The 25,713-nt window shown below is 47.1% G+C and carries 30 protein-coding genes; 29 read left to right on the forward strand and 1 reads right to left on the reverse strand.

From position 1 onward, the window contains the following. The first annotated feature begins 3 nt into the window (after positions 1-3). The 27 genes from efp (at position 4) to HUG15_RS23360 (ending at position 21,904) form a co-directional block, all read left to right on the forward strand. On the forward strand, positions 4-561 hold the full coding sequence (efp, locus tag HUG15_RS10330) for an elongation factor P (protein WP_200128546.1): 558 nt from the start codon (positions 4-6) through the stop codon (positions 559-561). 267 nt (positions 562-828) lie between these two features. Further along, complete coding sequence (locus tag HUG15_RS10335; RefSeq protein ID WP_200123767.1) at positions 829-2,013, forward strand: IS256 family transposase; 1,185 nt, start codon at positions 829-831, stop codon at positions 2,011-2,013. Positions 2,014-2,620: 607 nt separating this feature from the next. Beyond that, positions 2,621-3,544 carry a stage III sporulation protein AA gene (gene spoIIIAA, locus HUG15_RS10340; protein WP_246516583.1) on the forward strand — a complete coding sequence of 308 codons (924 nt, stop codon included), beginning with the start codon at positions 2,621-2,623 and terminating at the stop codon, positions 3,542-3,544. Next, complete coding sequence (spoIIIAB, locus tag HUG15_RS10345) at positions 3,541-4,053, forward strand: stage III sporulation protein SpoIIIAB (RefSeq protein WP_200128547.1); 513 nt, start codon at positions 3,541-3,543, stop codon at positions 4,051-4,053. Before spoIIIAA ends, spoIIIAB begins: the two co-directional genes overlap by 4 nt. A 31-nt stretch (positions 4,054-4,084) precedes the next feature. After that, a complete protein-coding gene (gene spoIIIAC, locus HUG15_RS10350; RefSeq protein WP_114370173.1) occupies positions 4,085-4,291 on the forward strand; it encodes a stage III sporulation protein AC in 207 nt (68 codons plus the stop codon). 4 nt (positions 4,292-4,295) lie between these two features. After that, a complete protein-coding gene (gene spoIIIAD / locus HUG15_RS10355) occupies positions 4,296-4,691 on the forward strand; it encodes a stage III sporulation protein AD (RefSeq protein ID WP_114370175.1) in 396 nt (131 codons plus the stop codon). 14 nt (positions 4,692-4,705) lie between these two features. Next, positions 4,706-5,935 (forward strand): stage III sporulation protein AE, encoded by a 1,230-nt coding sequence (gene spoIIIAE, locus HUG15_RS10360; protein WP_200128548.1) that lies wholly within the window; start codon positions 4,706-4,708, stop codon positions 5,933-5,935. Between the two features lie 48 nt (positions 5,936-5,983). Beyond that, a complete protein-coding gene (gene spoIIIAF / locus HUG15_RS10365) occupies positions 5,984-6,556 on the forward strand; it encodes a stage III sporulation protein AF (protein ID WP_200128549.1) in 573 nt (190 codons plus the stop codon). Continuing rightward, on the forward strand, positions 6,549-7,199 hold the full coding sequence (gene spoIIIAG, locus HUG15_RS10370; protein ID WP_200128550.1) for a stage III sporulation protein AG: 651 nt from the start codon (positions 6,549-6,551) through the stop codon (positions 7,197-7,199). Before spoIIIAF ends, spoIIIAG begins: the two co-directional genes overlap by 8 nt. Positions 7,200-7,215: 16 nt before the next feature. Beyond that, positions 7,216-7,929, forward strand: a complete 714-nt coding sequence (locus HUG15_RS10375) for a SpoIIIAH-like family protein (RefSeq protein ID WP_211202373.1) — start codon at positions 7,216-7,218, stop codon at positions 7,927-7,929. A 464-nt stretch (positions 7,930-8,393) separates the two neighbouring features. Continuing rightward, entirely contained in the window at positions 8,394-8,822 is a 429-nt protein-coding gene (locus HUG15_RS10380; protein ID WP_246516584.1) for a hypothetical protein, read from the forward strand. 15 nt (positions 8,823-8,837) lie between these two features. Next, positions 8,838-9,251, forward strand: coding sequence for an Asp23/Gls24 family envelope stress response protein (locus HUG15_RS10385; RefSeq protein WP_200128552.1), 414 nt, complete (start codon positions 8,838-8,840; stop codon positions 9,249-9,251). 31 nt (positions 9,252-9,282) lie between these two features. Further along, entirely contained in the window at positions 9,283-9,711 is a 429-nt protein-coding gene (gene nusB / locus HUG15_RS10390) for a transcription antitermination factor NusB (RefSeq protein WP_200128553.1), read from the forward strand. Continuing rightward, positions 9,692-10,549, forward strand: a complete 858-nt coding sequence (folD, locus tag HUG15_RS10395) for a bifunctional methylenetetrahydrofolate dehydrogenase/methenyltetrahydrofolate cyclohydrolase FolD (protein WP_200128554.1) — start codon at positions 9,692-9,694, stop codon at positions 10,547-10,549. The genes nusB and folD overlap by 20 nt, the downstream gene beginning before the upstream one ends. Continuing rightward, positions 10,539-11,918: an exodeoxyribonuclease VII large subunit gene (gene xseA, locus HUG15_RS10400; protein ID WP_246516585.1), complete on the forward strand. Its 1,380-nt coding sequence runs from the start codon at positions 10,539-10,541 to the stop codon at positions 11,916-11,918. The genes folD and xseA overlap by 11 nt, the downstream gene beginning before the upstream one ends. Before the next feature lie 43 nt (positions 11,919-11,961). Next, the gene (xseB, locus tag HUG15_RS10405) at positions 11,962-12,165 is read left to right on the forward strand and encodes an exodeoxyribonuclease VII small subunit (RefSeq protein ID WP_246516635.1); all 204 of its coding nucleotides are present in this window, start codon (positions 11,962-11,964) and stop codon (positions 12,163-12,165) included. 152 nt (positions 12,166-12,317) lie between these two features. Then, positions 12,318-13,211: a polyprenyl synthetase family protein gene (locus tag HUG15_RS10410; protein ID WP_246516586.1), complete on the forward strand. Its 894-nt coding sequence runs from the start codon at positions 12,318-12,320 to the stop codon at positions 13,209-13,211. 226 nt (positions 13,212-13,437) lie between these two features. Continuing rightward, positions 13,438-15,327: a 1-deoxy-D-xylulose-5-phosphate synthase gene (gene dxs / locus HUG15_RS10415; protein WP_200128930.1), complete on the forward strand. Its 1,890-nt coding sequence runs from the start codon at positions 13,438-13,440 to the stop codon at positions 15,325-15,327. Beyond that, on the forward strand, positions 15,324-16,121 hold the full coding sequence (locus tag HUG15_RS10420) for a TlyA family RNA methyltransferase (protein ID WP_200128557.1): 798 nt from the start codon (positions 15,324-15,326) through the stop codon (positions 16,119-16,121). The genes dxs and HUG15_RS10420 overlap by 4 nt, the downstream gene beginning before the upstream one ends. Positions 16,122-16,182: 61 nt before the next feature. Continuing rightward, complete coding sequence (ahrC, locus tag HUG15_RS10425; protein ID WP_200128558.1) at positions 16,183-16,632, forward strand: transcriptional regulator AhrC/ArgR; 450 nt, start codon at positions 16,183-16,185, stop codon at positions 16,630-16,632. Positions 16,633-16,646: 14 nt separating this feature from the next. Continuing rightward, the gene (recN, locus tag HUG15_RS10430; protein ID WP_200128559.1) at positions 16,647-18,359 is read left to right on the forward strand and encodes a DNA repair protein RecN; all 1,713 of its coding nucleotides are present in this window, start codon (positions 16,647-16,649) and stop codon (positions 18,357-18,359) included. 152 nt (positions 18,360-18,511) lie between these two features. After that, positions 18,512-19,753, forward strand: coding sequence for a SpoIVB peptidase (spoIVB, locus tag HUG15_RS10435; RefSeq protein WP_246516587.1), 1,242 nt, complete (start codon positions 18,512-18,514; stop codon positions 19,751-19,753). Positions 19,754-20,051: 298 nt separating this feature from the next. Next, entirely contained in the window at positions 20,052-20,840 is a 789-nt protein-coding gene (spo0A, locus tag HUG15_RS10440) for a sporulation transcription factor Spo0A (protein ID WP_200128560.1), read from the forward strand. Positions 20,841-20,899: 59 nt separating this feature from the next. After that, positions 20,900-21,124 (forward strand): hypothetical protein, encoded by a 225-nt coding sequence (locus tag HUG15_RS10445; protein ID WP_200128561.1) that lies wholly within the window; start codon positions 20,900-20,902, stop codon positions 21,122-21,124. Between the two features lie 12 nt (positions 21,125-21,136). After that, a complete protein-coding gene (locus HUG15_RS10450) occupies positions 21,137-21,286 on the forward strand; it encodes a hypothetical protein (RefSeq protein ID WP_200128562.1) in 150 nt (49 codons plus the stop codon). Positions 21,287-21,335: 49 nt separating this feature from the next. After that, entirely contained in the window at positions 21,336-21,470 is a 135-nt protein-coding gene (locus tag HUG15_RS23355; RefSeq protein WP_281393612.1) for a hypothetical protein, read from the forward strand. 299 nt (positions 21,471-21,769) lie between these two features. After that, on the forward strand, positions 21,770-21,904 hold the full coding sequence (locus HUG15_RS23360; RefSeq protein WP_281393613.1) for a hypothetical protein: 135 nt from the start codon (positions 21,770-21,772) through the stop codon (positions 21,902-21,904). A 37-nt stretch (positions 21,905-21,941) separates the two neighbouring features. On the opposite strand, the gene HUG15_RS10465 is transcribed toward HUG15_RS23360, so the two are convergent. Next, positions 21,942-22,169: a DUF2627 domain-containing protein gene (locus HUG15_RS10465; protein ID WP_200128565.1), complete on the reverse strand. Its 228-nt coding sequence runs from the start codon at positions 22,167-22,169 to the stop codon at positions 21,942-21,944. 147 nt (positions 22,170-22,316) lie between these two features. On the opposite strand from HUG15_RS10465, the gene HUG15_RS10470 reads away from it, so the two are divergent. After that, positions 22,317-24,374, forward strand: a complete 2,058-nt coding sequence (locus HUG15_RS10470) for a sigma-54 interaction domain-containing protein (RefSeq protein ID WP_200128932.1) — start codon at positions 22,317-22,319, stop codon at positions 24,372-24,374. A 226-nt stretch (positions 24,375-24,600) separates the two neighbouring features. Further along, positions 24,601-25,674, forward strand: a complete 1,074-nt coding sequence (locus tag HUG15_RS10475; protein ID WP_200128933.1) for a Glu/Leu/Phe/Val dehydrogenase — start codon at positions 24,601-24,603, stop codon at positions 25,672-25,674. Positions 25,675-25,713 lie beyond the last annotated feature (39 nt).

Consider the following 25,713-nt stretch of genomic DNA (forward strand, 5'->3'; position numbering starts at 1 on the left):
GAAATGGTATCGGTAAATGATTTTAGCACCGGATTAACGATTGAAGTCGACAACGATATTTGGACCGTCGTTGATTTTCAGCATGTAAAACCTGGGAAAGGAGCAGCGTTTGTTCGCTCCAAACTTCGTAGCCTGCGTACGGGAAACATCCAGGAGAAAACGTTCCGGGCCGGCGAGAAAGTCAATCGGGCACATATCGAAAAAAATCGCATGCAATACTTGTACGCAGATGGCGACAACCACGCCTTTATGAACATGGAAACGTTTGAACAAATCGAGCTCTCGGGCGAGCAGATCAAATACGAGCTTAATTTTTTAAAAGACAACATGGAAGTACAAATGATTTCCTATGAAAACGAAACGCTCGGCATCGAGCTCCCGAATAGCGTCGAGTTGACGGTAATCGAAACAGAGCCTGGCATTAAAGGAAACACGGTGTCCGGTGGCTCAAAACCGGCAAAACTTGAAACAGGTTACACCGTGCAAGTGCCGTTGTTTATCAATGAAGGCGAAACGCTCGTTATCGACACCCGCAAAGGGGAATATACGCAAAGAGCTTAGAGAAGAATGGCAAAAGACCCCGATGAGGGGTCTTTTTTTGCTTCATGGTGCCCGAAAGCTGGAGAGAACCGAGAATTCGGTCGTCATGGGGCTTCATGAAGCCCGAAAGCCGGAGAGAATCGAGAATTCGGTCGCCATGGGAGCTTCATGGTGCCCGAAAGCTGGAGCGAAGGTATAGTCCATATAATTGTGTAAAAAGAAAAAGGGTCAAGTCGACTCCCGTGTTACAATGTTTTCAGCGAAAAAAACAAACAGGAGGAATCGACAATGACCCAGTTCCATCTTACCCTAAACGCGGATCAATTAAAAGAAGAGCTCATGAATTCAGACATGAGTGCCGTCGCGAAATCCTCGATGGTCCTCGTCCTGAATCAAATCATGGAGCAGGAGCGCGATGATTACTTACAAGCAGCAGCCTATGAACGCAATGGCGCGCGTGTGGACTATCGAAACGGCTATTACGAACGTGATTACACGATGTCTTTTGGGAAAGTCACACTGACCGTTCCACGCACGCGCAACGGCGAATTCTCTCCCTCTGTGTTTGAGAAATATGCACGTTCCGAACAAGCCTTTCTCTTAGCGATGTTGGAGATGGTCGTTAACGGCGTATCCACGCGGAAAGTCACGAAGGCTGTGGAAGAGCTTTGCGGCGAGCGTGTGTCCAAATCTTTCGTGTCCTCGCTCACCGAAAAATTAGACCCGGTCGTCAACGAATGGGCCCAGCGCCCTTTGAACGTGAATGCCTACAGGTATGTCTACGCCGATGCCATGTATATTAAAGTCCGTGAGGATCAAAAGGTCGTCTCCAAAGCCGTTTATATCGCGCTCGGGGTCAATGACCAAAACAAACGGGAAATCATTGGTCTTCAAGTGAATCATGCCGAATCCAAAGAGGGATGGTTTCAATTCTTTCAATCGCTTCAAGCCAGGGGTCTGGCATCGCCACAATTGGTGATTTCCGATGCGCACGAAGGCCTGAAACAGGCCATTCAACAAGCGTTTGTTGGAACCTCGTGGCAACGGTGCACGGTTCATTTTAAGCGAAACTTGTTTGAACACATCCCCAAAAAAGGTTCAGAAGGCTTTCGTTCGCTCGTTAAGGAGCTCTTAAACGGGAGTTCTCCTGCAAGAGCCCGCCAGTTACGCACCGAGATCTTTGATCAATACGAGGGCGTCAAAGGTTATGAAAAAGCGTTAGAGAAACTCGATGAAGGATTTGAAGATGCGATTCAATTTATGAATGAACCCATCGCTTATCATGACCAATTGCGCACGACAAACAATCTCGAAGGGATAAATTCCGAGGTTCGCCGCCGCGAGCAAGTCATTCGGATTTTTCCAAATACCCAATCCGCCTTTCGATTAATTGGAGCGTTGCTCAAGGAACATGAAGAAAGCCTTGATCGTGGTAACCGAACGTTTTTAAAAGGAAAACCAACCGATTTGTAAGCAAATGAAAAGGCAAGAAAGCAAGGGTGATTCAGCAAAATTTTCCTTCTAGGGCGCCCGCGGGCGCCCTAGAAGGAAACACCCCAAGTTCAAAACCTATCTCCCACTCGCTGATTCATTGTGATACTTTTACACATAATTAAGGACTTGACTGGAGCGAAGCGGAGTTTCGGTCGTCATGGACGCTTCATGGTGCCCGAAAGCCGGAGCGAAGCAGAGTTTCGGTCGCCATGGGAGCTTCATGATGCCCGAAAATCGGAGAGAAACAAAGCTTCGGTCGTCATAACCGCTTCATCAACTGAATTTGGACTACATATTAAAATTTCACATACCATAATAGAAAACCATCGCAATGTCTTCACACATCAAACCAGAGTGCTTAACAAAGAATCTTTCGCATGAACCTGATTGATTTTTCATACACATGTACAACAGAAGCGGTCCATTGCCAAGGAGGTAAAGCAATAAGTGATGAATAAACAACGCAATAACACCAACCGAAGGTTCTAATATTGATCTAGTTTCATACATTGTACAAGCAGACTCCCATGGGGTTTTTAATGGAATCGATGATGGGCCCGAAGTTGACAAATGGGGGTGGTAAAAAGTGTCCGACACGCTAAGGGAGAGCACCATCGTTTCAAAACAAACGATTGTTGCCCTTGTTCCTGAGCGATTCAAAGAAAATATTCGTGCTGCGTTACGGTCGAATGATTTAGAAGAAATTCGTTTGCGTGTGAACCGCCCGCCTGAACTCATTTTTCGAAATGACACTTATTTTATGGGTGCTGAAAAGCTGACAAAACATGATGCAGAATTTGTCATGAATCAATTAAGCCAACATTCCGTATACGCTTTTGAAGAAGAACTGCGCAATGGTTTTCTCACGTTGGCCGGTGGTCATCGAGTGGGATTGGGCGGAGAGACAATTGTAGAAGCGGGAATGGTGAAAACATTAAAACATGTGCGTTCCTTTAATATACGGATCACTCGGGAGATGAACGGCGTAGCCGGTCGTTATCTAACGGAGTTGTTTCGCGGGCAATGGCGAAATGTTTTAATCGTTGGACCGCCCCAGTCAGGAAAAACAACGCTTTTGCGGGATATTGCGCGTACAGCCAGTTACGGCCATCAATCAAAACAAATTCCTTCGCGGAAGGTGGCGATCGCTGATGAGCGTTCGGAAATTGCGGCTGCATTCGAAGGCGTGCCGCAACATGATCTCGGTCCAAGGACCGATGTGTTGGACCGTTGTCCGAAAGCAGAAGGCATGATGATGCTCGTCAGGGCGATGAGTCCGGACCTTCTTATCGTTGATGAAATCGGCAATGAACGCGATAAATCAGCGCTGCGGGAAGCGATGAACGCCGGCGTCTCCGTTATTTGCAGCGCGCATGGGCGCACCATTGAAGATATGGAAGACCGACAGCTTCTTCGAACATCGTCCGGTCGTCCGCTCTTTGATCGTTTGCTTCTTCTCGACGAAGATAAACGCGGGAAGCTCATCATGCCAAGGAAGGTGAGAGCGTGAGGTGGATCGGTGCCCTTTTCGTCTTAATATCGCTCACGGCTGTCGGGTTTGAATGGTCTCGGCGGCTGTCCGGACGGTCGCGGCAAATTCGCCGGCTCACGACTGCTTTACAAATGTTGGAAGCGGAAGTGATGTATGGCCATACGCCGCTCCCAGTTATTTCCCGAAAGCTGGAAAAAACACTCGAGTTGCCACTTTCCTTAATTTTTGCCACCTTTGCGCACTTTTTGGAAACAGAAAGCACGGATGTGCAGGAGGCATGGGAGCGAAGCATTGAACGGCATTGGTCATCAACCGCTTTACGGCACAAAGAAAAAGAAGCGCTTTTACAGTTCGGACAAACGCTTGGCCGGCACGGGCGTGAAGAGCAGCGAAAATATATTCAACTCACACTTGCCCATTTGCGTTCCGAGGAATTTGAAGCCATTGAAGAACAGCGAAAATATGAAAAAATGGCGAAATCATTAGGTTTTCTCGGAGGGTTACTTGCCATCATTGTCATGATTTGAGAACACGGGCGCTTCGAAGGGGGGGAATGCGGTGGGTTATGATGTGGACACGATTTTTCAAATTGCCGGAATTGGCATTGTCGTTGCCATGATACACACCGTTTTAAAACAAATGGGCAAAGAGGACTGGGCGCAATGGGTAACGTTGATCGGGTTTGTGGTGGTGCTTTACATGGTCGCTACCATTGTGGACGATCTGTTCCAAAGAATCCGCGGCATCTTTCTTTTCATAGGGTAGTCCAATGTCCGCAGAAATGATTCAAATCGTTGGAATCGGCCTGATTTCTGTATTTCTGGCAATGATTGTTAAAGAGCAAAAGCCAGCATTCGCTTTTTTGTTAACGTTATTCGTCGGTGCGATGATTTTTCTGTTTCTGCTCGATCACATCGTAACCGCGTTTCAATTGATTGAAACATTGGCAAATGAAGCGAATATTAACATGGTTTACCTCGAGACGATGCTGAAAATTATCGGGATTGCTTACATTGCCGAATTTGGGGCACAAATTGCCAGGGATGCGGATCAAGGCGCAATTGCACAAAAAATAGAGCTTGCCGGGAAGGTTTTGATCGTTGTGATGGCGATCCCCATTTTTAACGTTTTGATTGAAACGGTCATTTCCTTGATTCCGGGGTGAAAGAGTGGGTCGATATGAAAAAGCAGTGGGCAATGTTGTTCTTGATCGCCATCTTGATAAGTGTTCCGTTCGTTGTATCGGCAGAAGAGGATGGCGAATTGGAACAGGGATTGCCCATCGAAGATGAAGAAGACGTCCCTTCGGCCGAAGAAATGCTCGATGAACAAATGGACGAGCAGATGGATAGGCTCGGCCTCTCGGATATCGAAACGTTCTGGGAGGACATTCGCACGGAATACGAGTCGTTTTTGCCGGAGAGCCAACGCGGGGAATTGAGCGATTTCATTCAGGGAGAGCGGCAGTTCAATCCTGTTGATTGGGGACAAGCTTTTCTTCGCTTCATTTTTAATGAAATTACCTCGAATTTGGCGTTGCTCGGCACTTTGCTGTTATTGACCGTTTTCACGATGGTACTCAGGGCGTTGCAAAATGCATTTGAACATGCCGCCATTAGCAAAATTGCTTATAGCGTAACGTTTACGGTGCTTATCATTATTGCAATGAACAGTTTCTATGTGGCCATGTCATACGCACAAGAAGCAGTGCAAAGCATGGTGAGTTTCTTGATTGCCCTGTTGCCGATGCTTCTGTCTCTGTTGGCCATCACCGGTGCCGCAACATCGGCCGCCCTGTTCCATCCGTTAATCATCGTCCTCGTGAATACGAGCGGGTTGTTGATCGATCGTCTCGTTCTGCCTTTATTGTTCGTATCGGCACTTTTGGCTGTCATTAGTACGATGAGTGAAAAATTTCAATTATCGAAACTCGCGGGACTTATTCGCAATGCAGCGATGGCGATACTAGGTGCTTTTTTAACGGTATTCCTGGCAGCCATTTCCGTTCAGGGAGCAACTGCAGCCGTTACCGATGGGATCACGGTGCGGACGGCTAAATATATCGCCGGAAACTTCGTTCCGGTTATCGGCCGCATGTTCACGGATGCGACCGATACCGTGATTGGCGCGTCTTTGCTATTAAAAAATACAGTCGGGGTTGCTGGCCTGGCGATTCTTTTCGTCATTGTTGCCTTCCCGGCGCTTAAAATTCTCGCGCTCGCGATTATTTTTCAAATGTCAGCGGCTGTTATGCAGCCCCTTGGCGGAGGACCGCTCGCGGCATGTCTCAGTTTATTTGCAAAAACAGTGTTATTTATGTTCGCGGCCGTGGCCGTCGTTAGTTTAATGTTTTTTCTCGCGATCACGATTATTATCACATCCGGAAACTTGTCGTTAATGGTGAGGTGAAAGACAATCGCCTATTTTAATGAATGGATAACGACGTTAATCGTTTTTTTGCTCATTGCTGTCATTCTTGAACTATTGTTGCCGACATCAACGATGAAACGGTATGCGGATTTAATCCTTGGCTTAATTATGATGATTTTAATTTTGCAGCCGGTGTTTGATTTGCTGAATAGGGAACCGGAGACATGGTTCGATTGGGGGGATTTTCAAGTGACGGAAGGTGTCGATGAAATGGAAATTGCTATAGATGAGAAGAAAAGTGAAATACAAGCCAGTCATGATGCATATATTTCAGAACAAGTAGGTGCTCGTCTTGACAGTGAGGCTGAACAGGTGCTGGAAGAGGAGTTCGACCTTGGCATAAAAGAGATTGCAGTTTCTTCGGATGCCGAGTTGGAAGTAGCTTTGGTTGTCGGAGAGATAGACGAGCTGGAAACTGAGACGGTTTCCGTCCAACCTGTTGAAGAAATATCCACGGACCGTACAACCGAAACGGATGATTCCCCGCCGCTAGGAGAAGATCATGAGACCGAGGAGGTGCGTGCACGTCTTGCTGAAGTATGGGAAATCGATGAAGACAGTATTGACGTCAGCCTGGAGGAGGAGGGGCTGAATGAGTGAAGAAAAAAAACCACCATTTTCCAAGTGGTTTCCGCCCGGTGATGGCTCCCGTAAATTTCGTTGGTATTATTTAGGCGGATTACTTGTCGTTGGCATACTATTTATGTTTATAGGCACGAGCGGAGGTGATGAAGAGGAACAGCCCGGGGGTTCTCCTTCCTCCTCATCCGGTGTGAATGAGGAGCAGGAGGAAACAGGCGTTCCAAGTAATGACACAGAGGGTCAGCAGCACCCCCTTGGAGATATTGCAGAGCTTGAGCATGCGTATGCCAATCAATTGGAAGAAACGCTCGAATCAATGAGCGGGGTATCAGGCGTTGACATTGTTGTGAACCTTGAAGCTTCTGAAAGCAAAGTGTATGAAAAAGACACAACCAGCCGCGAACAAATAACGGACGAGACCGATACGGAAGGCGGAAATCGAACATTGGAGGAAGGGACGGACGAAGAAACTCTCGTCCTCATTCAAGAAGGAGATTCGGAGCAACCTCTGCTTATTCGTACGGAGAAACCGGACGTTACCGGAGTGCTTGTCGTAGCCGAAGGTGTAGAGGAGCTTGACCATAAAGAATCCGTGATTGAAGCTGTCACCCGTACACTGGATGTTCCCGCCCATCGCGTATCCGTATTGCCTAAACAGTAAAGAAAGGATGAGTGATTTGGTTTTGAAAAAACAAACGGTTTGGCTGTTGACGATGCTAAGTTTAGTTGCGGTTCTCGGTGTTTACTTCTTCACACCTGATGGTCCGGCGGAGCACGAAACGGCCCTTGTCAGTGATGAAGAAGAGTCTTTGGAAGAATTTGAAGGCGACCTATGGGAACAATTTTTGGAAGAAAATCCTGACAGTGCCGTCGTCGTAGAAGAATGGGAGGAAGACGGCGAACCTGAAGAAAGTACCGAAGAAGCGCCTGCCAAGGGAGAGGAAGAAGAGGAACCTCCGGCTGATGAAGATGCACCCTCCGACGAAGAAACAAGCGAAGATGTAGAAGTATCCGCAGACGCCTCGGATAGCAGTGACTGGTTCAGCGCCTTGCGAATTCAACGCGAGGAAAATCGCAGCGAAACGAGAGAACATTACACGGATGTGCTGGCTTCAAGCGATGCGACGACAGAAGAAAAAAATGAAGCGCAGGAAGAGCGGGAAAGGCTTCAATCAATTGCTGATCAAGAACATGCGCTAGAGCAAACAATCCAATCCCAAGGGTACAACGATGTGATCGTCATGAGTGAAGCCGATGAAGTTCGAATTCTCGTTGAGGCTGAAGAGCTTTCCAGAACCGAAGTCGTGGAAATTAATCGGATAGCAAGCGAAGAGTTAGGCGAACGCCCGGTTTCCGTAGGGTATCATTTTGATGAAAATGAAACAGGTTGACGTTTTCGGGATCCGCCATCGGGTCCTTTTTTTACACTATCAGAATGTATAAATTATTCGGGTGATAGTATAAGAAAAGACTTTGACTTTCGCCATCTTTGGCGATAAGTCAAGTTTTTCTAAGTCACCAAGAATCCTCGTCCAAAGGATGAAATGAACATCGCTACGTGCTATAATCAACCATATAAAGTGAAACTGCCATCAGAGGGGCTTTGCCTCTGAATAAGGAAGTCGCCTAAAACCGCCACGTCCTGTGGCAATGCCGGCACTAGCCCGTCCCGGGCGTCGGAACGAATCGGGGTGTTAGTCACCCGCTTTCCCGGAAATCAGACTACAGAGGCCGGAAGTTGGAAGAGAATTGTTCGCTTCCTAAAAAAGCTTTTTCCGACCTCTGACCTCTGGAATCACGGGCGCTTATCACCGGGAGAAATGCACCGTACTTAACTAAGGAGAGGTTCTTTTACATGGAATGGAACGATTTGACGGAAGGCGCCAAAGCCGTTTTGGAACAAACCCGCAATTTAAAAAATGACCATATACAAATTGTGGAATTTGAAGTTGGGTATGAAGAAGAGGCCTCTGAAGATAATCCGTACCCGGTATCGATTCAAGAAGACGACTATGAAAACCTTAAGAAGTTTACGAAAGAGAATGAGTATGAGGAACATTACCATATGGCGAGAAATAAAAACATGGTAAAGATTATTTTGCTGGAAAATAAAAAAATCCCGGATAATCTTTCGGAGTTTCCGGTGTTTCGCCAGTACAGAATGGATCGTTTGCGTGAAGAACGGGAAAGGCTTGCAGCTGAACGGGAAGCAGAGGAACAAGCGGAACAGGCAGGAGAAGAGCCGGGGGCCGGGGAAACCGGAGAAGATACGGAACAATCCTAAGGGGGCAAGACAAAAATGAACGAATATCAAATGCTTGATATCGAGGAACAGGAAAACGATTTGGGCAAGGTGGAAATATCCCCGGAAGTGATTGAAGTAATTGCCGGGCTTGCCACATCTGAAGTGGATGGCATTGCAGCTTTACGCGGGAATTTGGCGACGGATGTTGCCGAACGTTTTGGAAGAAAAAACCACGGAAAAGGTGTGAAAGTAGAGCTCGGGGACGAGGGTGTCGTCATTGATGTTTCGATTGTTGCCTACTACGGAATCTCTGTCCCTGATGTTGCCAACCAAGTGCAACGAAACATTCAACAAGCGTTGGAAACAATGACCTCCATCGCGATGGACAAAATTAATGTACACGTCGTGGGCATTTATTTCGAACAACCGGAAGAACAACAAGGGCAATTGGAACAAACGGCCGATTGATGGATCCGAAGACAAGTCGAGGTATCGAGATATGAATCGAAGATTGGCACGAATACGGGCGGTACAAGCATTGTACCAGGTTGAGATGACAGGAACCGAATGGAAACAGGCTCTCCAAGCCTCAATGGAAGATGAGGAAGAAGCAGACGATTATCTTTTTGACGTGATTCCCGGCGTTCTCGGGACGCTCCTGGAGATCGATGAACAAATTGCAAGGCAGTTGGAACATTGGGCTTTGGAGAGAGTGGGCAATGTTGACCGGGCCGTCATGCGTCTGGCCGTTTATGAAATGCAATACTGTGATGATATTCCCGTAAATGTAGCGCTTAATGAAGCGATTAATACAGCGAAGGCATTTGGCGGGGATGAAGCAGGCAAATTTGTCAACGGAGTGTTATCGAACTTACGCAATGCGCGTGAATTGGGGGCAAAGAACGAGTATGACAGCAAAGATCATTAGCGGCAAAGAGTTATCCACACAATTGCGAGGCGAATTGGCTGACGAAGTCCGTGAGTTAAAAGTGACGCCATCGCTTGCAGTTATTCTGGTCGGGGATGACCCTGCTTCGCACAGTTACGTGCGAGGGAAGGAAAAGGCCTGTAAAGCAGCAGGCATTCACTCGATTGTCAAGCACCATCCTTCGTCATTGCGGGAAGATGAATTGCTGGCTGAAATCGATGCGTTCAATGAAGACAGCAGTGTCCACGGTATTCTAGTGCAGTTGCCGTTGCCGGAACATATATCCGAAAACGCCGTTATCGAAAGAATTGCCGTAAACAAAGATGTGGATGGCTTTCATCCGGTCAATGTCGGGCGGTTATTGACAGGGAAAAAAGCATTTACGCCTTGCACGCCGCTAGGAATCATGAAGATGTTGGAAATTAGTGGCGTAGAGCCGAGAGGCAAACGCGCGGTCGTCGTTGGCAGGAGCCAACTCGTAGGCAGACCCGTTGGGCAGCTTTTGTTGAATGAAGATGCCACGGTGACCTATTGCCATTCGAAGACGAAAGATTTGGCGTCAGTTACAAGCCAAGCGGATATTCTCATCGCTGCTGCCGGACGCGCGGGCATGATCGGCGAAGCCCATGTTAAAGAAGGTGCGGCAGTGATTGACGTCGGCGTGAACCGCGTGGAGAGCACAGGGAAACTGACCGGTGATGTGCAGTTTGAAGACGTCAAAGAAAAAGCAGGTTGGATTACCCCTGTCCCCGGTGGCGTAGGTCCGATGACGATTACCATGCTCTTACATAATACCGTAGAAGCCGCCCGAGGAACGATGTTCGATGATGAATCCTGAGCAACGTTATCTTTCCGTGACCCAACTGACGAGGCAAATCAAAGGATTAATTGATAAAAGCCCGCTTTTGAACGACGTTTTTTTACGTGGGGAAATCTCGAACTTTAAGCACCACAGCCGTGGCCATATGTATTTCACGATTAAAGATGAAAAGGCGCGAGTGTCGGCAGTCATGTTTGCCGGCAACAATCGCGCCTTGCGCTTTCGGCCCGAAAGCGGGATGAAGGTGCTTGTGCGCGGCAATGTATCTGTGTATGAGCCGTATGGCCAATACCAATTGTACGTGCGGATGATGGAACCGGATGGGATTGGGCAATTGTATCTCGCCTATGAACAATTGAAAAAGAAGCTGGATTCGGAAGGATTGTTTCACGCATCAAGAAAACGGCCGCTTCCCAATTTTCCGGATCATATCGGGGTGATCACTTCAAAAACCGGAGCCGTTATCCGCGACATTTACACGACTGTAAAGAGAAGATATCCTCAAGCTTCCATTTCCCTCTATCCGGTCGCTGTTCAAGGTCCTGAAGCAGCCCCGGGTATCGTACGTGCTTTAAAGCAAGCGAACGAAGATGGCAATGATGTTTTAATTGCCGGAAGGGGGGGAGGGTCAATCGAGGATCTGTGGGCGTTCAACGATGAACAGGTCGTCCGTACAGCCGCTGCTTTAAGCACTCCGCTCATTTCCGCTGTCGGCCATGAAACGGATGTCACATTAATGGATTTCGTTGCAGATATACGGGCGGCTACACCGACAGCCGCGGCCGAAATCGCTGTTCCATCGCTCATCGAATGGCAACAAAAAATTGCCACTCAAAAAACGCGCTTGCAACAAATCATGCAACAAATCATTAATGCCCGCAAAGAAAAATTGGCCTATATGAAGAATGCTTATGCGTTTCGTTACCCGGAACAATTGCTTAAGCAAAAGGAGCAAGAGCTCGACCGAAATCTCGATCAATTGCATCGCGCCATGCAAACGCGCATGCAAATGCAAAGACAACAAGTGAATGAGCAGCGCCGGCGTATTGCTTCGCTAAAGCCAACGCATCTGCTCGAACAGAAAAGGAAATTGCTTGAAACGGATACGAAGCAATTGGAAGGAAATTTTCAGCGGTTGTTGGCTGATAAGGCAAACCGATATGAACGTTTATTGGAAAAACTGACCCTTCTTAATCCAATGGAAACATTAAAACGGGGATACACCGTAGCGTATAGGGATGAGCAGTTGGTAAAAACCGTTGAAGCCGTTGATTTGGAAGATGAATTGCGTCTTTATTTCCAAGATGGTTATGTGAAAGCAGAAGTCACGGAAAAAGGAACTGAAACATTTGTAGCTGATAAGGGGGATGCAACCGGTGGAAGATGAAAGAAACGAAGAGACAGATGATAAACAGACATTTGAAGCGGACATGAAAAAACTTGAATCTATTATTCAGCAACTCGAAGAAGGGGATGTCCCGTTGGAAAAAGCGATTGAGATGTATCAAACGGGAATGAAGCTATCCAAACGTTGCCATGACCAATTGCAGAGCGTCGAGAAGCAAATGGACCGCATTGTCAATGATACGGGAGAAAGCGTTCCGTTGGAATTGGAAGATCAACAGAGCAATTAACGCTTAAAGTATTGGAAAAGGAAGGTGAGCGTCTGCATAGACGCTTGCGGGATATTGTGAAAGGAGAGAAACAGACTTTTGCGTTCCCTCCCATTTTTTTACGATTAAGTACCAAAAAAGTGGGCTTCCGCGCATCTGGATCTGGTTTTGGATTGACAAAAGAAAGACTCGATCAACTGAATGAAACACACATTCCGCCTCTGACGGAAACGATAAAGGTGCACGTAGAAGCTTTAGAGGCACCGCCCCGGTTAAAAGAAGCGATGCTTTACTCATTAAACACGGGGGGGAAACGGATTCGACCCCTGCTTTTAATCGCGGTTGCCGCCAGCTATAAGCCTGTCAACGGAGAAATGTATAAACTCGGAGCCGCCATTGAAATGGTACACACGTACTCGCTTATCCATGATGATTTGCCGAGCATGGACAATGACGATATGAGACGAGGCAAACCAACCAATCATAAAGTATATGGGGAAGCGTTGGCGATCCTTGCCGGGGATGCACTTTTAACAGAGAGCTTTTCCTTGCTCGGAAACATAACCGAACAAGAGCTGTCTCCCCGTGATGCCTTATATTTAACCCGCCGCTTATCGGAAGCGAGTGGCGCAACTGGAATGGTTGGAGGCCAGATCGCTGATTTGGAAGCTGAGAACCGAGGGGTGACGCTCGCAGAGCTTGAATGGATCCATCGGCATAAAACCGCCGCCATCTTGAGTTTTGCCGCAGAAGCAGGAGGGGTGATTGGGGGAGCGCCACCAGAAGACATATCACTGCTTAAGCCATTCGCGGAAGAAGTAGGCATCGCTTTTCAAATTAAAGATGACATCCTCGATGTCGAGGGGAACGAATCAGCGATTGGAAAGCCGGTGGGGAGTGACGAAAACAATGGGAAAAGCACTTACCCGAGTTTGCTTACGCTTAGCGAGGCAAAGCGTAAATTGCGCAGTCATATGGAAAAGGCCGAGCATATGTTGCGGTCGCTTTCCGTACCCGCCCCCGATCTTTTTTCTGTCCTCTCCTATATAGAAGAGAGAGATCGTTAAGGTGAAAATCATATTACGAATTCATAAAGTGCTGCCGTACAGGTAGCATTTTTGCTTTGTTAGAAGTAAAATAGAAGCACACATCGATCCAGTACAAATTTTTCATATTATAAAGGAGGACAAGCGAGGTCCGAAAGGATGATTTGTAAACGATCGGTTGCTTGGTTTATGATATAAAAAACGGTTGAATAAAGTAACAGATTTAAACGAAAGCGAGGGTTTGCGCATGGATTTGGAAACCATTCAGCATCCCGGGTTCCTGAAAAGTTTATCACGCAAACAATTGGACGAGCTTGCCGAGGATATACGTTCGTTCTTAATTTCAAAACTATCCGTTACAGGCGGACATTTGGGGCCAAATCTGGGTGTTGTGGAGTTAACGCTTATGCTTCATAAACTTTATGATAGTCCGAAGGATAAAATCATTTGGGATGTGGGGCATCAGACATATGTTCATAAAATCCTGACGGGACGGGCGAATCGATTTGATTCGTTAAAGCAATTTCAAGGTTTATGCGGATATGCGAAACGAGACGAAAGCGAACACGACGTTTGGGAAGCAGGCCATAGTTCTACCTCCCTTTCCGCAGCGATGGGCATGGCTACAGCCCGGGACTTGCAAGGCGAAGATTTCAACGTCCTTCCCGTTATCGGGGACGGGGCTCTAACCGGGGGCATGGCACTCGAAGCCATGAACCATATTGGCCATGAACAAACGGATCTGACCGTTATTTTGAATGATAATGAAATGTCCATTGCGCCAAATGTCGGTGCAATGCATAACATGTTGGGACGTTTGCGCACGACAGGCGGCTACCGCAGAACGAAAGAGGATCTTGAGTACTTTGTCAAAAAAATCCCGGCTTTCGGCGGCGCATTAAGCGCAACAGCCGATCGGTTAAAAAGCAGCGTTAAATACTTGCTCGTCTCCGGTATATTTTTCGAGGAAATGGGCTTTACGTACCTCGGCCCGATTGATGGCCACAACTTTGACGAACTCCATAGCAACTTGACCTATGCAAAGCGTACGAAAGGGCCTGTGCTCTTGCATGTGGTTACGAAGAAAGGGAAAGGGTACAAGCCTGCCGAAGAAGACGCGAGCGGTGCCTGGCACGGTCCCGGGCCATACAAAATAGAGTCCGGAGATATGATAAAGAAATCGGGTCCGCCCGCGTATAGTGCCGTGTTTAGCGATACACTCGCGAAGATCGCGGAAAATGACGATCGGCTTGTCGCGTTGACAGCGGCGATGCCCGGTGGTACGAAGCTCGATAAATTTGCAAAAAAATTCCCGGCACGCATGTTTGATGTGGGGATCGCTGAACAACACGCGACAACGATGGCTGCCGGTCTTTCCACCCAGGGAATGAAGCCTGTGTTCGGTGTGTATTCGACGTTTTTACAACGGGGATATGATCAGCTCGTTCATGACGTTTGCCGCCAAAATCTGAACGTTGTTTTCGGTATTGACCGTTCCGGACTCGTCGGCGGAGATGGGGAAACGCATCAAGGCGTCTTCGATATCGCTTATCTGAGACACTTGCCGAATATGAAGATCGTCATCCCGAAAGATGAGAATGAGTTGCAGCACATGATTCATACCGCTATCGTTAATGATGACGGGCCAATGGCCGTTCGTTTTCCGCGCGGGAACGGACTTGGCGTTAAGATGGATGAGGAGTTAAAAACCTTGCCTGTCGGCGAATGGCCGGTGGAACAAAAAGGAAACGATGCTGTTATCCTTGCGTTCAGCACGATGTTGCCGATTGCGAAAGAAGCGGCCGCACAGTTGAAAAAAAGCGGGATTTCCACTCGTGTCGTGAACGCCAATTCCGCGAAACCATTGGATGAAAAACAGCTTGATCAAATCGCCGATGAAAACATTCCGATTTTAACGATGGAAGAAGCGGTTTTAAAAGGCGGCTTCGGAAGTGCCGTTCTCGAATATTTAAACGATCAAAACCATATTGGCTTGCAAGTGAAGCGAATGGGTTTACCCGATCGCTATATCGAACACGGAAACCCGAGCAACTGGTATGAAGAACTGGGACTCACGGCGAACGAAGTCGCGAAAACGATTGATGAAATGGTGCCGAGGAAGAAACAACGCGCATGAAAAAAGAACGAGCGGATGTTTTACTCGTTGAGAAGGGGTTACTCTCTACACGTGAAAAAGCGAGGCGGTCGATTATGGCCGGCCTCGTATATACGGATAAAGAACGAATAGAAAAACCGGGGATGAAGGTAGACCCAGAACTACCGCTTTATCTGAAAGGCGACATCCATCCATACGTGAGCCGTGGCGGCCTCAAGCTCGAAAAGGCGTTACAAGTCTTTCCGATTAAAATAAAAGAAAAAATCGTGCTCGATGTCGGCGCCTCTACGGGAGGGTTTACCGACTGCGCCCTTCAACACGGGGCAAAAAGTGTGTATGCCGTTGATGTCGGCTATAATCAATTGGACTTTGGGTTGCGTTCCGATCCCCGTGTCCATGTGTTAGAGCGTCTGAATTTCAGGTATGCAAAGCAGTCGGATTTTGTCCACGGGACCCCGGCTGTTGCTGTGTGTGACGTATCTTTCATTTCATTGAAACACCTTTTGCCGAAGATGAGTGACGTTTTGTCTGAACATGGAGAAGCATGTGTATTGATAAAACCACAATTTGAAGCAGAGCGGGAAGAAGTAGGCAAAAAGGGCATCGTTCGCGACCGATCGATTCATGCGCGGGTGATTGAATCCGTGATGAAAGTAAGCGTCATCTCCCACTTGCAACCCGCCGGGTTGCAAGTATCTCCGATTACAGGCAGCGGTGGAAATGTCGAGTATTTGCTTTATTTGCGGAAATCGAAGGAAGAAAAGCCTATCCCGGTTGAATGCATTGCAAAAGCGGTGAATCCTCTCTCTGAGTAGCATAATTATACAATTGCAGGTATAATAAAAGGCAACGGCACACTTCTATGGGGTGGGTTCAATGACTAAGGGAAAACGTCACGTGAAAATCCGTGAAATTATAAATGAACAAGAAGTAGACACGCAAGAAGAACTCGTTTTTCAATTACAGGAAGCAGGGTTTAACGTCACCCAAGCAACTGTCTCCAGGGATATCAAGGAGTTGCATCTCGTAAAAGTGTTGACTCAGGACGGGCGCTATAAGTACAGTCTCCCGGCAGATAGACGTTTTAACCCCGAGGAAAAGCTGAAGAAACATCTTTTCGACAGTTTTGTGAGCATTGATTACTCCGATCATTTAATCGTGCTTAAAACATTGCCAGGGAATGCGCACGCGATTGGAGCATTGATCGATAACCTAAATTGGGAAGATATAATGGGAACGATTTGTGGAGACGATACGATCCTCATTATTTGTAAACAAGCAAAACAGTCTCCCGCCCTTACCGATCGGATCTTGGGAATGCTGTAAAGAAGGTGTTAGGATTGCTTGAAGAACTGACGATTCGTAATTTTGCGATCATCGAAGAACTGACGATCCCGTTTGGGTCGGGGTTAACGGTGCTTACCGGGGAAACGGGTGCAGGAAAATCGATCATTATCGATGCCCTCGGCTTGTTGGCAGGCGGTCGCGGTTCTGTCGATTTTGTGCGCCATAACAGTAAGAAAGCAGAAATCGAAGGTCTGTTTATCGTATCAAGCGACCATCTGGCCTATGAACGTATGTCATCTGCCGGTATAGAATGTGAAGAAGGAATGATCGTGTTACGAAGAGAGATTTCCCGAAAAGGGAAGAGCGTTTGCAGGGTCAATGGGCATCTTGTCACGTTGACGACGCTAAGGTCAATTGGCCAGACACTCGTGGATATTCACGGGCAGCATGAACATCAGGAATTGTTGCAAATGGACAAGCATAGCGGAATGGTCGATAATTACGCGAATTCGACATTGTTTGCGCTAAAATCCGAATATGAAGATCACTATGATGCGTATTTGTCGATTAAAAGTGAATTGCAACGCTTACGCAACAGCGATCGCGAAAACATCCAACGACTCGACCTCATCCAATACCAACTGGAAGAAATTTCCCGGGCAGCATTATCCGATCCCGATGAAGACGAGCAGTTGGAACAAGAACGCTATAAATTGGCGCATGCAGAGAAGCTTTACGAGCTTCTGCAATATGCCTACACGTATTTGCACGACGAGGGAAAAGGGTTGCAGTGGGTGAGAGAATCTGCAGGCCACCTGAAAGAGGCTAGCGAAATAGACCCGGCGTTAATGCAAACGAGCGAACAAGTGAATTCCAGTTTTTATATGATTGAAGAAGCTTCTTATTCCATTCGGGAACACATTGACCAACTCGACTTTGATCCGGCTCGATTGGAGCAAATCGAAAGCCGCTTGGCCGAAATCGAGCAACTGAAACGTAAATACGGGGGCTCGATTACAGAAATAATGGCATTTGCCGATGAAATCGCCCGGGAGCAAGAAGCGCTTGTAAACTTGGATGAGCACATTCGTCACTATGAAGAAAAATTAAACGAAAAGGCCGTTGAACTTTTCTCTGCAGCCAATGCCCTTACAAAGGGGAGGAAGGAAGCTGCCAAAATGCTTTCTGAAGCCGTTGAACTTGAATTGGCCGATCTGTTTATGGAAAAAACGCGATTTTCCGTATCTTTTCAACCTCCGATTCATGGCGAAGAAGTACAAAGCGACGGTCAGGTAAAAGCATTTACAAGAGATGGACAAGAACGTCTGGAGTTTTACATGTCGCCCAATGCCGGGGAGCCGGAAAAAGCTTTGGCAAAAATCGCGTCAGGCGGCGAAATTTCCCGAATTATGCTCGCCCTAAAGCGAATATTGTCACATTCATCGCAGCGAACGGCGTTGATTTTTGATGAGGTGGATACAGGCGTAAGCGGACGGGTCGCGCAAGCCATTGGCGAAAAAATCGCCGCGATCGCCGCCGCTGAAACGCAAGTGCTTTGCATCACCCATCTGCCGCAAGTTGCGGCACTGGCAGCATCGCATATGCATATCGCCAAAGAAGAAAATAAAGGACGTGTACACACGACGGTTACCGAACTTGGCGATACTGCCCGTGTTGATGAGGTGGCACGCATGCTTTCCGGGAGCGCGGTAACCGCGGCAACGCGAGAAAATGCGCGTGAACTGTTGAATTTTTCAACACCATGATCTGTTAAGCCAACTGTATACTGCCATGAATTCGCAATGCCGACCAGTTTAGGTCGGCATTTTTATTTGCTGTAAGTTATAATCCGACTCCCGCAAGGCAACATTATAAGTAACAAACGCGATGTGCGGGCGGGAGTGAGGAGTGAGCGAGGGTGAAATCCGACAGAAAAAGAAAAATGTTAGGCGCAATCTTACTCATCGCTGTGATGAGTTTAGGTTTTTTGCAGCCGGTTCAATCGTGGATACAGCTTCCTGACCAACTGACGATGACACCCGGTGAGGAGACTTCCGCTTTGGTGAGCTTCGAAAACAAAGTGCCTTCCATGTTTTCGGTAGAAGATCAAAAAGAAGATGCCATTCAGGTAACGGCAGGTTCCACACCGATCAAAAATATAACGAAAAACAAAGAGCCAAGAATCGAGGTCATCCCGGGAGGGCAATCCGTCGGAGTACGGTTAAGCGCACAAGGGGTCACGGTCGTCGGCTTCCATGCGCTTCATACGGAACAAGGGCAACAATCGCCTGCGGAAGCGGCAGGCATTCAAAAAGGGGATATTATCGTTAAGATTGATCAGCAGCCTGTTGAAGATTTGACGGAAGTCACGTCCATATTAAATTCTCCGGATGACCCGAAAACCATTCAAATCGAACTTATTCGTAATGGAGAAAAAATAGTAAAAAGCGTGCAACCAAGCGTCACTGCTTCCGAGGACTCGCAGCAGTTGGGGATGTACATTCGTGACTCCTCCGCCGGTGTGGGAACGATGACGTTTTTTGATCCGGACACGGGGCAGTATGGGGCATTGGGCCATGTGATTTCCGATGTGGATACAAAACAACCGGTTTCCATTCATGAAGGAGAGATCACACGTTCATCCGTGAAGTCGATCGAAAGAGGGAAAAGCGGCATTCCCGGCGAGAAACAAGCATCCATTGCCAATAAACAGGATGTGCTCGGAACGATTACAAAAAACAACACGTTCGGCATTTATGGGCAATTAAATGAAGGGCATGATTTGGAAAATGAAGGACAGGAACCGATGCCAATTGCATACGCGGAAGAAGTGGAAGAAGGACCGGCAAAGATTTTAACCGTCGTGGAAAATGAAGAAGTTGAAGCGTTTGATGTTGAAGTTATCCGTTCATCACCACAAAAACACGCAGCGACAAAGGGAATGGTCTTAAAAGTCACCGATGACCGTCTCCTTGATAAGACCGGGGGCATTGTGCAAGGAATGAGCGGCAGTCCGATCATTCAAAATGATAAAATCATCGGTGCTGTTACCCATGTATTTGTTAACGACGCCGCCACAGGGTATGGTTCCCATATCGAATGGATGCTGGATGAAGCCGGAATCGATACGGATATGGGAGAAGAAAGAAAGGCAAGCTAATTCAGCTGCCTTTTTTACACTTTAAGAATGTTTAACTTGTTAAAGGATTAAAGTATAAGATAAACTTAGGCTTCCACTATAAAGACTTGGTGGAAGCCAAGTTTTTATAATTTGCCTCTGCAAAACCGTAAAGATTTTTCGACAAAAGAGTGTCATAACGGTTCTTTTTACCAAGAATTTTGACGGATTATTATAGATAATAAAGTAAATTCAGTTATTTGATTGATTTTAATTTCAAATTATGGATAATCAACTATGAGGGCTTAGGACAAGTCATTTTTGAAGGAGGCTAAATGAATTGGAACCGATCAAAGTTTGTATTGCAGATGATAATCGTGATTTAGTACAAATGGTGGAGGAATATGTATCCTTGCAAGAAGATATGGAAGTTTCGGGTGTTGCTTACAATGGCAGAGACTGCCTGCAGGTTGTAGAGGAAACGCAACCGGACGTACTTATTCTTGATATCATTATGCCATATCTTGACGGCCTCGCCGTTTTGGACCGATTACAAAACAATAGTCCGGAAAAATCGCCTAAAGTTTTAATGTTAACCGCGTTTGGCCAGGAAGATGTGACGAAAAAGGCGGTGAATCAAGGTGTTGCTTATTACGTGTTAAAGCCGTTTGATATGGACATGCTTATTGATACGATAAGGGATTTAAGCGGCCAACCCGCCCCGCAAGCCGTATCCGTGCAAAGCAAAGAGCTGGGCAACGTGAAACAACCAAGCATCAATCTGGATCAGCGGATAACCGGCATTATACATGAAATTGGTGTTCCGGCACATATTAAAGGCTATATGTATATGAGGGAAGCGATTACAATGGTGTATAATAATATTGAATTGCTTGGTTCGATCACGAAAGAATTATACCCGGACATTGCCAAGAAATACAATACAACGGCCAGTCGCGTAGAAAGGGCGATCCGGCACGCGATAGAAGTTGCCTGGAGCCGCGGGAATATCGACTCCATCTCCCATTACTTTGGATACACGGTAAGCATGTCAAAAGCGAAACCCACTAATTCGGAATTCATCGCGATGGTCGCTGATAAGCTGCGGATTGAACATAAAGTGAGCTAAGCGTTTTATATGCCTCCTCCCATGGATCGGAGATACGTCCGGAATGTGGGAGGTTTTTTGTGAAAAAAAGAGTGCCCGCACAAGGCGGACACTCCCCGACACCGACATGGCCAAATGCAGGCGTCTCCCTAGGAAATAATAACGGACGGCGCAACCGTATCGGACGCCTAATCTGTTATAATTTCTATCTTATCAAAAAAATAAGTAAAATGCAAATTTTAATATTAAATACACGTTTTTTAGAGCATCTGCGTTTTGGGCATACTAATGGGAAGCAGTGGTAAAGGGGCAAAAAGATGAAGATAGGGGCGACAGAAGGAAAGCTTCATCATTTGGAATTTGATGTGAAGGCTTCGCACATAGGGAAGATTAATTTGGAAGATCTTTCGGAATATCATATGCAACAATTATTGAAAAAAGGCATTAAAGTGATCGTAAATCTTTAAAACCTCCTTGCAAGCAGCCGAGGCGCAGCTGGACGTATTTTTAACCTTAATGGCAAAAGCCGCCGCAACAGCAACAGGCCGCAGCCCTCTTTTTATCATTACTCCGACAAACGACGATGAACGTGCGCTTGTCGTCGTAAAACGCTATTTAAAAAAATTAACCCACATTTATTATCGTGCTTGACCGAGCGTGTCATACTGCGAGGAAAATGGGTTTCCATCCCGATCAAGCGCGCCCAGAGAGAAGATCTCGCGGAAGGTGCCCGTCTCATCGTTCCGTTAAGCCATGAAGGCAATGATCAAGCCTCTATCGTTAGGTTGCACCAGTTACAATTAACGTATACAACGTGCGAGTGGTTTGCAGGATTTGAAGAGACAGCGAGCGCGTTCTGTTAGTAACGGAACAATTTTTATGCTTGGCGGCGCTAAAAGTATGAAAGAAGCGAAAGCGCGAGGAAAGGTGGAAATTGGCGGGGCGAGCTCATGCAACTGTGGTTTGGTTCGGAAATCGTTGATGTGAAAGGGGTGGCAAAATTATTCGAACGGCCGGCCATCAACGGTTATCGCCTCGATTGGCCGGGACGATATCAAGTGTTGATGGATGGCTTTAAAAATTAACCCCACGCCATAAAAGCTTGGCGAAAAGCCAAGCTTTCTAACGAAAACGTGGGGAAACTTTGTTGTTTTTACGATCGCGATGAAAAATGAAACCGCCGATAAACGCTAATCCGGCGATGAAAAGCACAAGTCCGCCCGTGAATTGGAGCGCGTAGTTAGGGAACGGATCATGAAGAATGGAGAATAGCACATCCCGCATCCACTTTATGCCCAAGCCGGCGAAAAATACAGGGATCAATAATATAATAAGCGCAACGAGCCGCATTGTTTATCCTCTCTTTTCTCAGTATGGATCGCTGATTGCTCTCTTTAGTTTAACATGTTTGACGCCAGTGTCCCATTTTTTCCTTGCATGTCACGAAAAAATCAAGGATAGTAAAAGGAGGAATCCTTTTCGATTGGGGTGGGAAGGTTGAAGCGGGCAATGATCGTCGGGGGCGGCAAAGGGGGCACAGCGTTGCTCGGGAAGTTGAATGGCCTCGATTATATGGAAGTGGTCGGTTTGGCCGATCTTAATCCGGAAGCAGAGGGGATGCGCATCGCTCAAGCTCATGGTTTGAAAACGAGCCGCAATGCGTTTACATTATATGAAGAATTGTTACCGGCACCGGACATTGTTTTCGAAGCAACGGGGGATGATTCGGCACTCACCGAATTGCAAAGACACATAGGGGTACAAACGGCTGTCGTTCCCGCCCATGTTTGTCATTTGCTCTATCAATTGCTCGTCGGAAAAGATGAATTGATTACCGAGCTTAGTCATCAGGAACGATTGCATTATACGGTTTTTCAGTCCACACATGATGGAATGATCGCGATTGATAATAATGGAAAGGTTCTTCTTTTTAATCAAGCAGCTGCACGAATGACCGAGATTAATCGTGAAGAAGCGATCGGACATTTGATTCACTCGGTCATGCCGGAAAGTAAGCTTCCGCGAATTTTAAAAACACGTACAATGGAATCCAATCAAAAACAGACGTTTGCCAATGGACGCCAAATTGTCACCACACGGATCCCGCTGTGGATCAATGACAACTTTGTCGGCGCGTTGGCTGTGTTTCAGGATGTTACGGATATGGTAGATATGGCTACAAAAGTCACGGATTTGGAAAGTGTGCAACAGTTGCTGCAGGCCATTATCCATTCTTCTGACGAGGCCATTTCGGTTGTAAACGAGGATGGACAAGGACTGATGATTAATCCTGCGTACTCTCGTTTGACAGGGTTAAACGAACAAGATGTGATCGGCAAACCGGCGACAGCAGACATTTCTGAAGGCGAAAGCATGCATATGCGCGCGTTGCATACGCGAATGCCGATTCGAGGGACGCAAATGAAAGTGGGGCCTCATAAGAAAGATGTGATCGTGAACGTGGCACCGCTGCTCGTAAATGGGGAGCTGAAAGGGAGCGTCGGCATCCTTCATGATGTCTCTGAAATTCGCGCGTTAACCAAGGAATTGGAAAAGGCGAAGCAACGGATTCGGCGATTGGAAGCAAAATATTCGTTCGACGATATTATCGGCTCTTCCCCCGCGCTTGCATTCGCCAAGGAACAAGCGTTTAAAAGCGCTCAAACACCGGTCGATGTGTTGCTTCGCGGCCAATCCGGAACAGGAAAAGAACTATTTGCCCACGCCATTCACAATGAGAGCGGGCGTCGCTATCACCCTTTTATTCGCGTGAACTGTTCGGCCTTGTCCCCGGCATTGCTGGAAAGTGAATTATTTGGATATGAAGAAGGTGCATTTACGGGAGCGAAACGGGGAGGGAAGCGAGGGTTATTTGAAGAAGCCCACGATGGCAGCATTTTTCTCGATGAAATTGGGGAAGTGCCGAAAGAAACACAAGTGAAACTTTTGCGTGTCCTCCAAGAGAAAGAAATCGTACGTGTGGGAGGGACGACATCCATAGCGGTGAATGTTCGCATCATTGCCGCTACAAACATTCATATCGAAGAAGCCATCCGGCGGGGGGATTTTCGCGAAGATTTATTTTATCGGTTGAACAAAATGCCGATTTTTATCCCTTCTTTACAGGACAGACGGGGAGATATTCATGAGTTATGCCATTATTTGTTACATAAAATCAATCAGACGTATGGCCGGTCGGTATTAACGATAACGGATCAGGCGATGCAACAGTTGCTCGCTTACGAGTGGCCGGGAAATGTGCGTGAACTGGAAAACATTCTTGGGCGGGCGGTTATTCATATGAACTATCCCGAGCAGGAGCTGACAGCGGAACACTTGCCCCCTTTGTCAAGCGAGGACCGTACCTACAAACCCTCGCTTCATGAATATGGAAAACAGAGTGGGAGTTTAGCCGAGCGAATGGCCGCTTATGAACAAAAAGAGTTGAAAGCAGCTTTGGCCGAGCATCGGGGGAATAAAACCGCCGCGGCTCGCGCGCTAGGAATTTCCGTGCGAAACCTGTATTATAAGTTGGAGAAACATGGGATTGTGTGAAAAAACGTAATCGAATGCCCAAGAATGGTGACATCCATTTCGGCAATGAAAAAAATAGCATGCAATAATTGTCACGGCATGAAAGAAACTGCAGGCTTTTTTCTGTGGACGCCGCGCCATTGTAAGCATTTTTTTGGCATCGCCTTTGCATTGTTTATTATAAACCGTTCACTATTATGAGCCATCATTCTTGAAGGAGGCCTTTACCGTGAAATTATTTGAACATATGTCGGAAGAAAACTTTGAACAAGTCGTCTTTTGCCAAGAAGAATCTTCAGGGTTAAAAGCGATTATTGCTATACACGATACGACCCTCGGTCCTGCATTGGGAGGGACGAGGATGTGGCCGTATGAAAATGAGGAGGAAGCGCTCGTCGATGTATTGCGGCTAGCAAAAGGAATGACGTATAAAAACGCAGCAGCCGGCCTTAATTTGGGAGGGGGAAAAGCGGTTATCATCGGAGATAGCCGTCATGAGAAAAACGAATCGAAACTACGGGCATTCGGTCGCTATATTCAAGGTTTGAGCGGTCGTTACATTACAGCCGAGGATGTAGGGATGGCAGAGCCGGATATGGATACAATTCACTTGGAGACCGATTACGTAACCGGACGTTCGCCAGCCACGCCCGGCGGAGGCGGGAACCCTTCCCCACTGACCGGATACGGTGTGTACATGGGAATGAAGGCGAGCGCCAGAGAAGCGTTCGGCTCTGATTCACTGGAGGGCAGAACCGTGGCCGTGCAAGGTGTCGGCAGCGTCGCTTATCACCTGTGCAAACATTTGCATGCGGAAGGAGCGAAACTCGTTGTAACCGATATTCATGAGCCGACGGTACAACGTGCGGTGAATGAATTTGCGGCTCGCGCTGTCGGGACGGAAGAGATCTATGGTGTGGAGTGCGATATTTTTGCCCCCTGCGCCCTTGGAGCGGTGATTAATGATGACACGATGGATCGCATCACTGCAAAGATCATCGCGGGGTCTGCAAATAATCAGTTGCATCATTCCCGTCACGGCGACGCCCTTCATGAAAAAGGAATTCTTTATGCGCCGGATTATGTGATTAACGCGGGAGGCGTCATTCACGTGGCCGATGAATTGCAAGGATACAACGAGGAGCGGGCGATGAGAAGCGTAGAAAGTCTGTATGACCAAATGGCAAAGGTGTTTGAGATTGCCAAGCGGGACGGGGTGCCTACGCATCAGGCAGCCAATCAACTCGCCGTAGAGCGGATCGAAAATGTTCGCAAAGCAAAAAAAGCGTATATCAAAGATCCAAAAGATATTTTTTCTTGATTTCGTCGTGTGCAGGCGTTGAAAATAGATGAGGAGGTA

The sequence above is a fragment of the Salicibibacter cibarius genome (assembly GCF_016495725.1).
Taxonomy (GTDB): Bacteria; Bacillota; Bacilli; order Bacillales; family Marinococcaceae; genus Salicibibacter; species Salicibibacter cibarius.

Bases quoted from the DNA above. Each gene is read 5' to 3' on its own strand.
- efp (WP_200128546.1), top strand. From the start codon at position 4: ATGGTATCGGTAAATGATTTTAGCACCGGATTAACGATTGAAGTCGAC.
- HUG15_RS10335 (WP_200123767.1), top strand. From the start codon at position 829: ATGACCCAGTTCCATCTTACCCTAAACGCGGATCAATTAAAAGAAGAG.
- spoIIIAD (WP_114370175.1), top strand. From the start codon at position 4,296: ATGTCCGCAGAAATGATTCAAATCGTTGGAATCGGCCTGATTTCTGTA.
- spoIIIAE (WP_200128548.1), top strand. From the start codon at position 4,706: ATGAAAAAGCAGTGGGCAATGTTGTTCTTGATCGCCATCTTGATAAGT.
- spoIIIAG (WP_200128550.1), top strand. From the start codon at position 6,549: ATGAGTGAAGAAAAAAAACCACCATTTTCCAAGTGGTTTCCGCCCGGT.
- HUG15_RS10380 (WP_246516584.1), top strand. From the start codon at position 8,394: ATGGAATGGAACGATTTGACGGAAGGCGCCAAAGCCGTTTTGGAACAA.
- HUG15_RS10385 (WP_200128552.1), top strand. From the start codon at position 8,838: ATGAACGAATATCAAATGCTTGATATCGAGGAACAGGAAAACGATTTG.
- nusB (WP_200128553.1), top strand. From the start codon at position 9,283: ATGAATCGAAGATTGGCACGAATACGGGCGGTACAAGCATTGTACCAG.
- folD (WP_200128554.1), top strand. From the start codon at position 9,692: ATGACAGCAAAGATCATTAGCGGCAAAGAGTTATCCACACAATTGCGA.
- xseA (WP_246516585.1), top strand. From the start codon at position 10,539: ATGAATCCTGAGCAACGTTATCTTTCCGTGACCCAACTGACGAGGCAA.
- xseB (WP_246516635.1), top strand. From the start codon at position 11,962: ATGAAAAAACTTGAATCTATTATTCAGCAACTCGAAGAAGGGGATGTC.
- dxs (WP_200128930.1), top strand. From the start codon at position 13,438: ATGGATTTGGAAACCATTCAGCATCCCGGGTTCCTGAAAAGTTTATCA.
- HUG15_RS10420 (WP_200128557.1), top strand. From the start codon at position 15,324: ATGAAAAAAGAACGAGCGGATGTTTTACTCGTTGAGAAGGGGTTACTC.
- ahrC (WP_200128558.1), top strand. From the start codon at position 16,183: ATGACTAAGGGAAAACGTCACGTGAAAATCCGTGAAATTATAAATGAA.
- HUG15_RS10450 (WP_200128562.1), top strand. From the start codon at position 21,137: ATGAAGATAGGGGCGACAGAAGGAAAGCTTCATCATTTGGAATTTGAT.
- HUG15_RS23355 (WP_281393612.1), top strand. From the start codon at position 21,336: ATGGCAAAAGCCGCCGCAACAGCAACAGGCCGCAGCCCTCTTTTTATC.
- HUG15_RS23360 (WP_281393613.1), top strand. From the start codon at position 21,770: ATGCAACTGTGGTTTGGTTCGGAAATCGTTGATGTGAAAGGGGTGGCA.
- HUG15_RS10465 (WP_200128565.1), bottom strand. From the start codon at position 22,169: ATGCGGCTCGTTGCGCTTATTATATTATTGATCCCTGTATTTTTCGCC.
- HUG15_RS10475 (WP_200128933.1), top strand. From the start codon at position 24,601: ATGTCGGAAGAAAACTTTGAACAAGTCGTCTTTTGCCAAGAAGAATCT.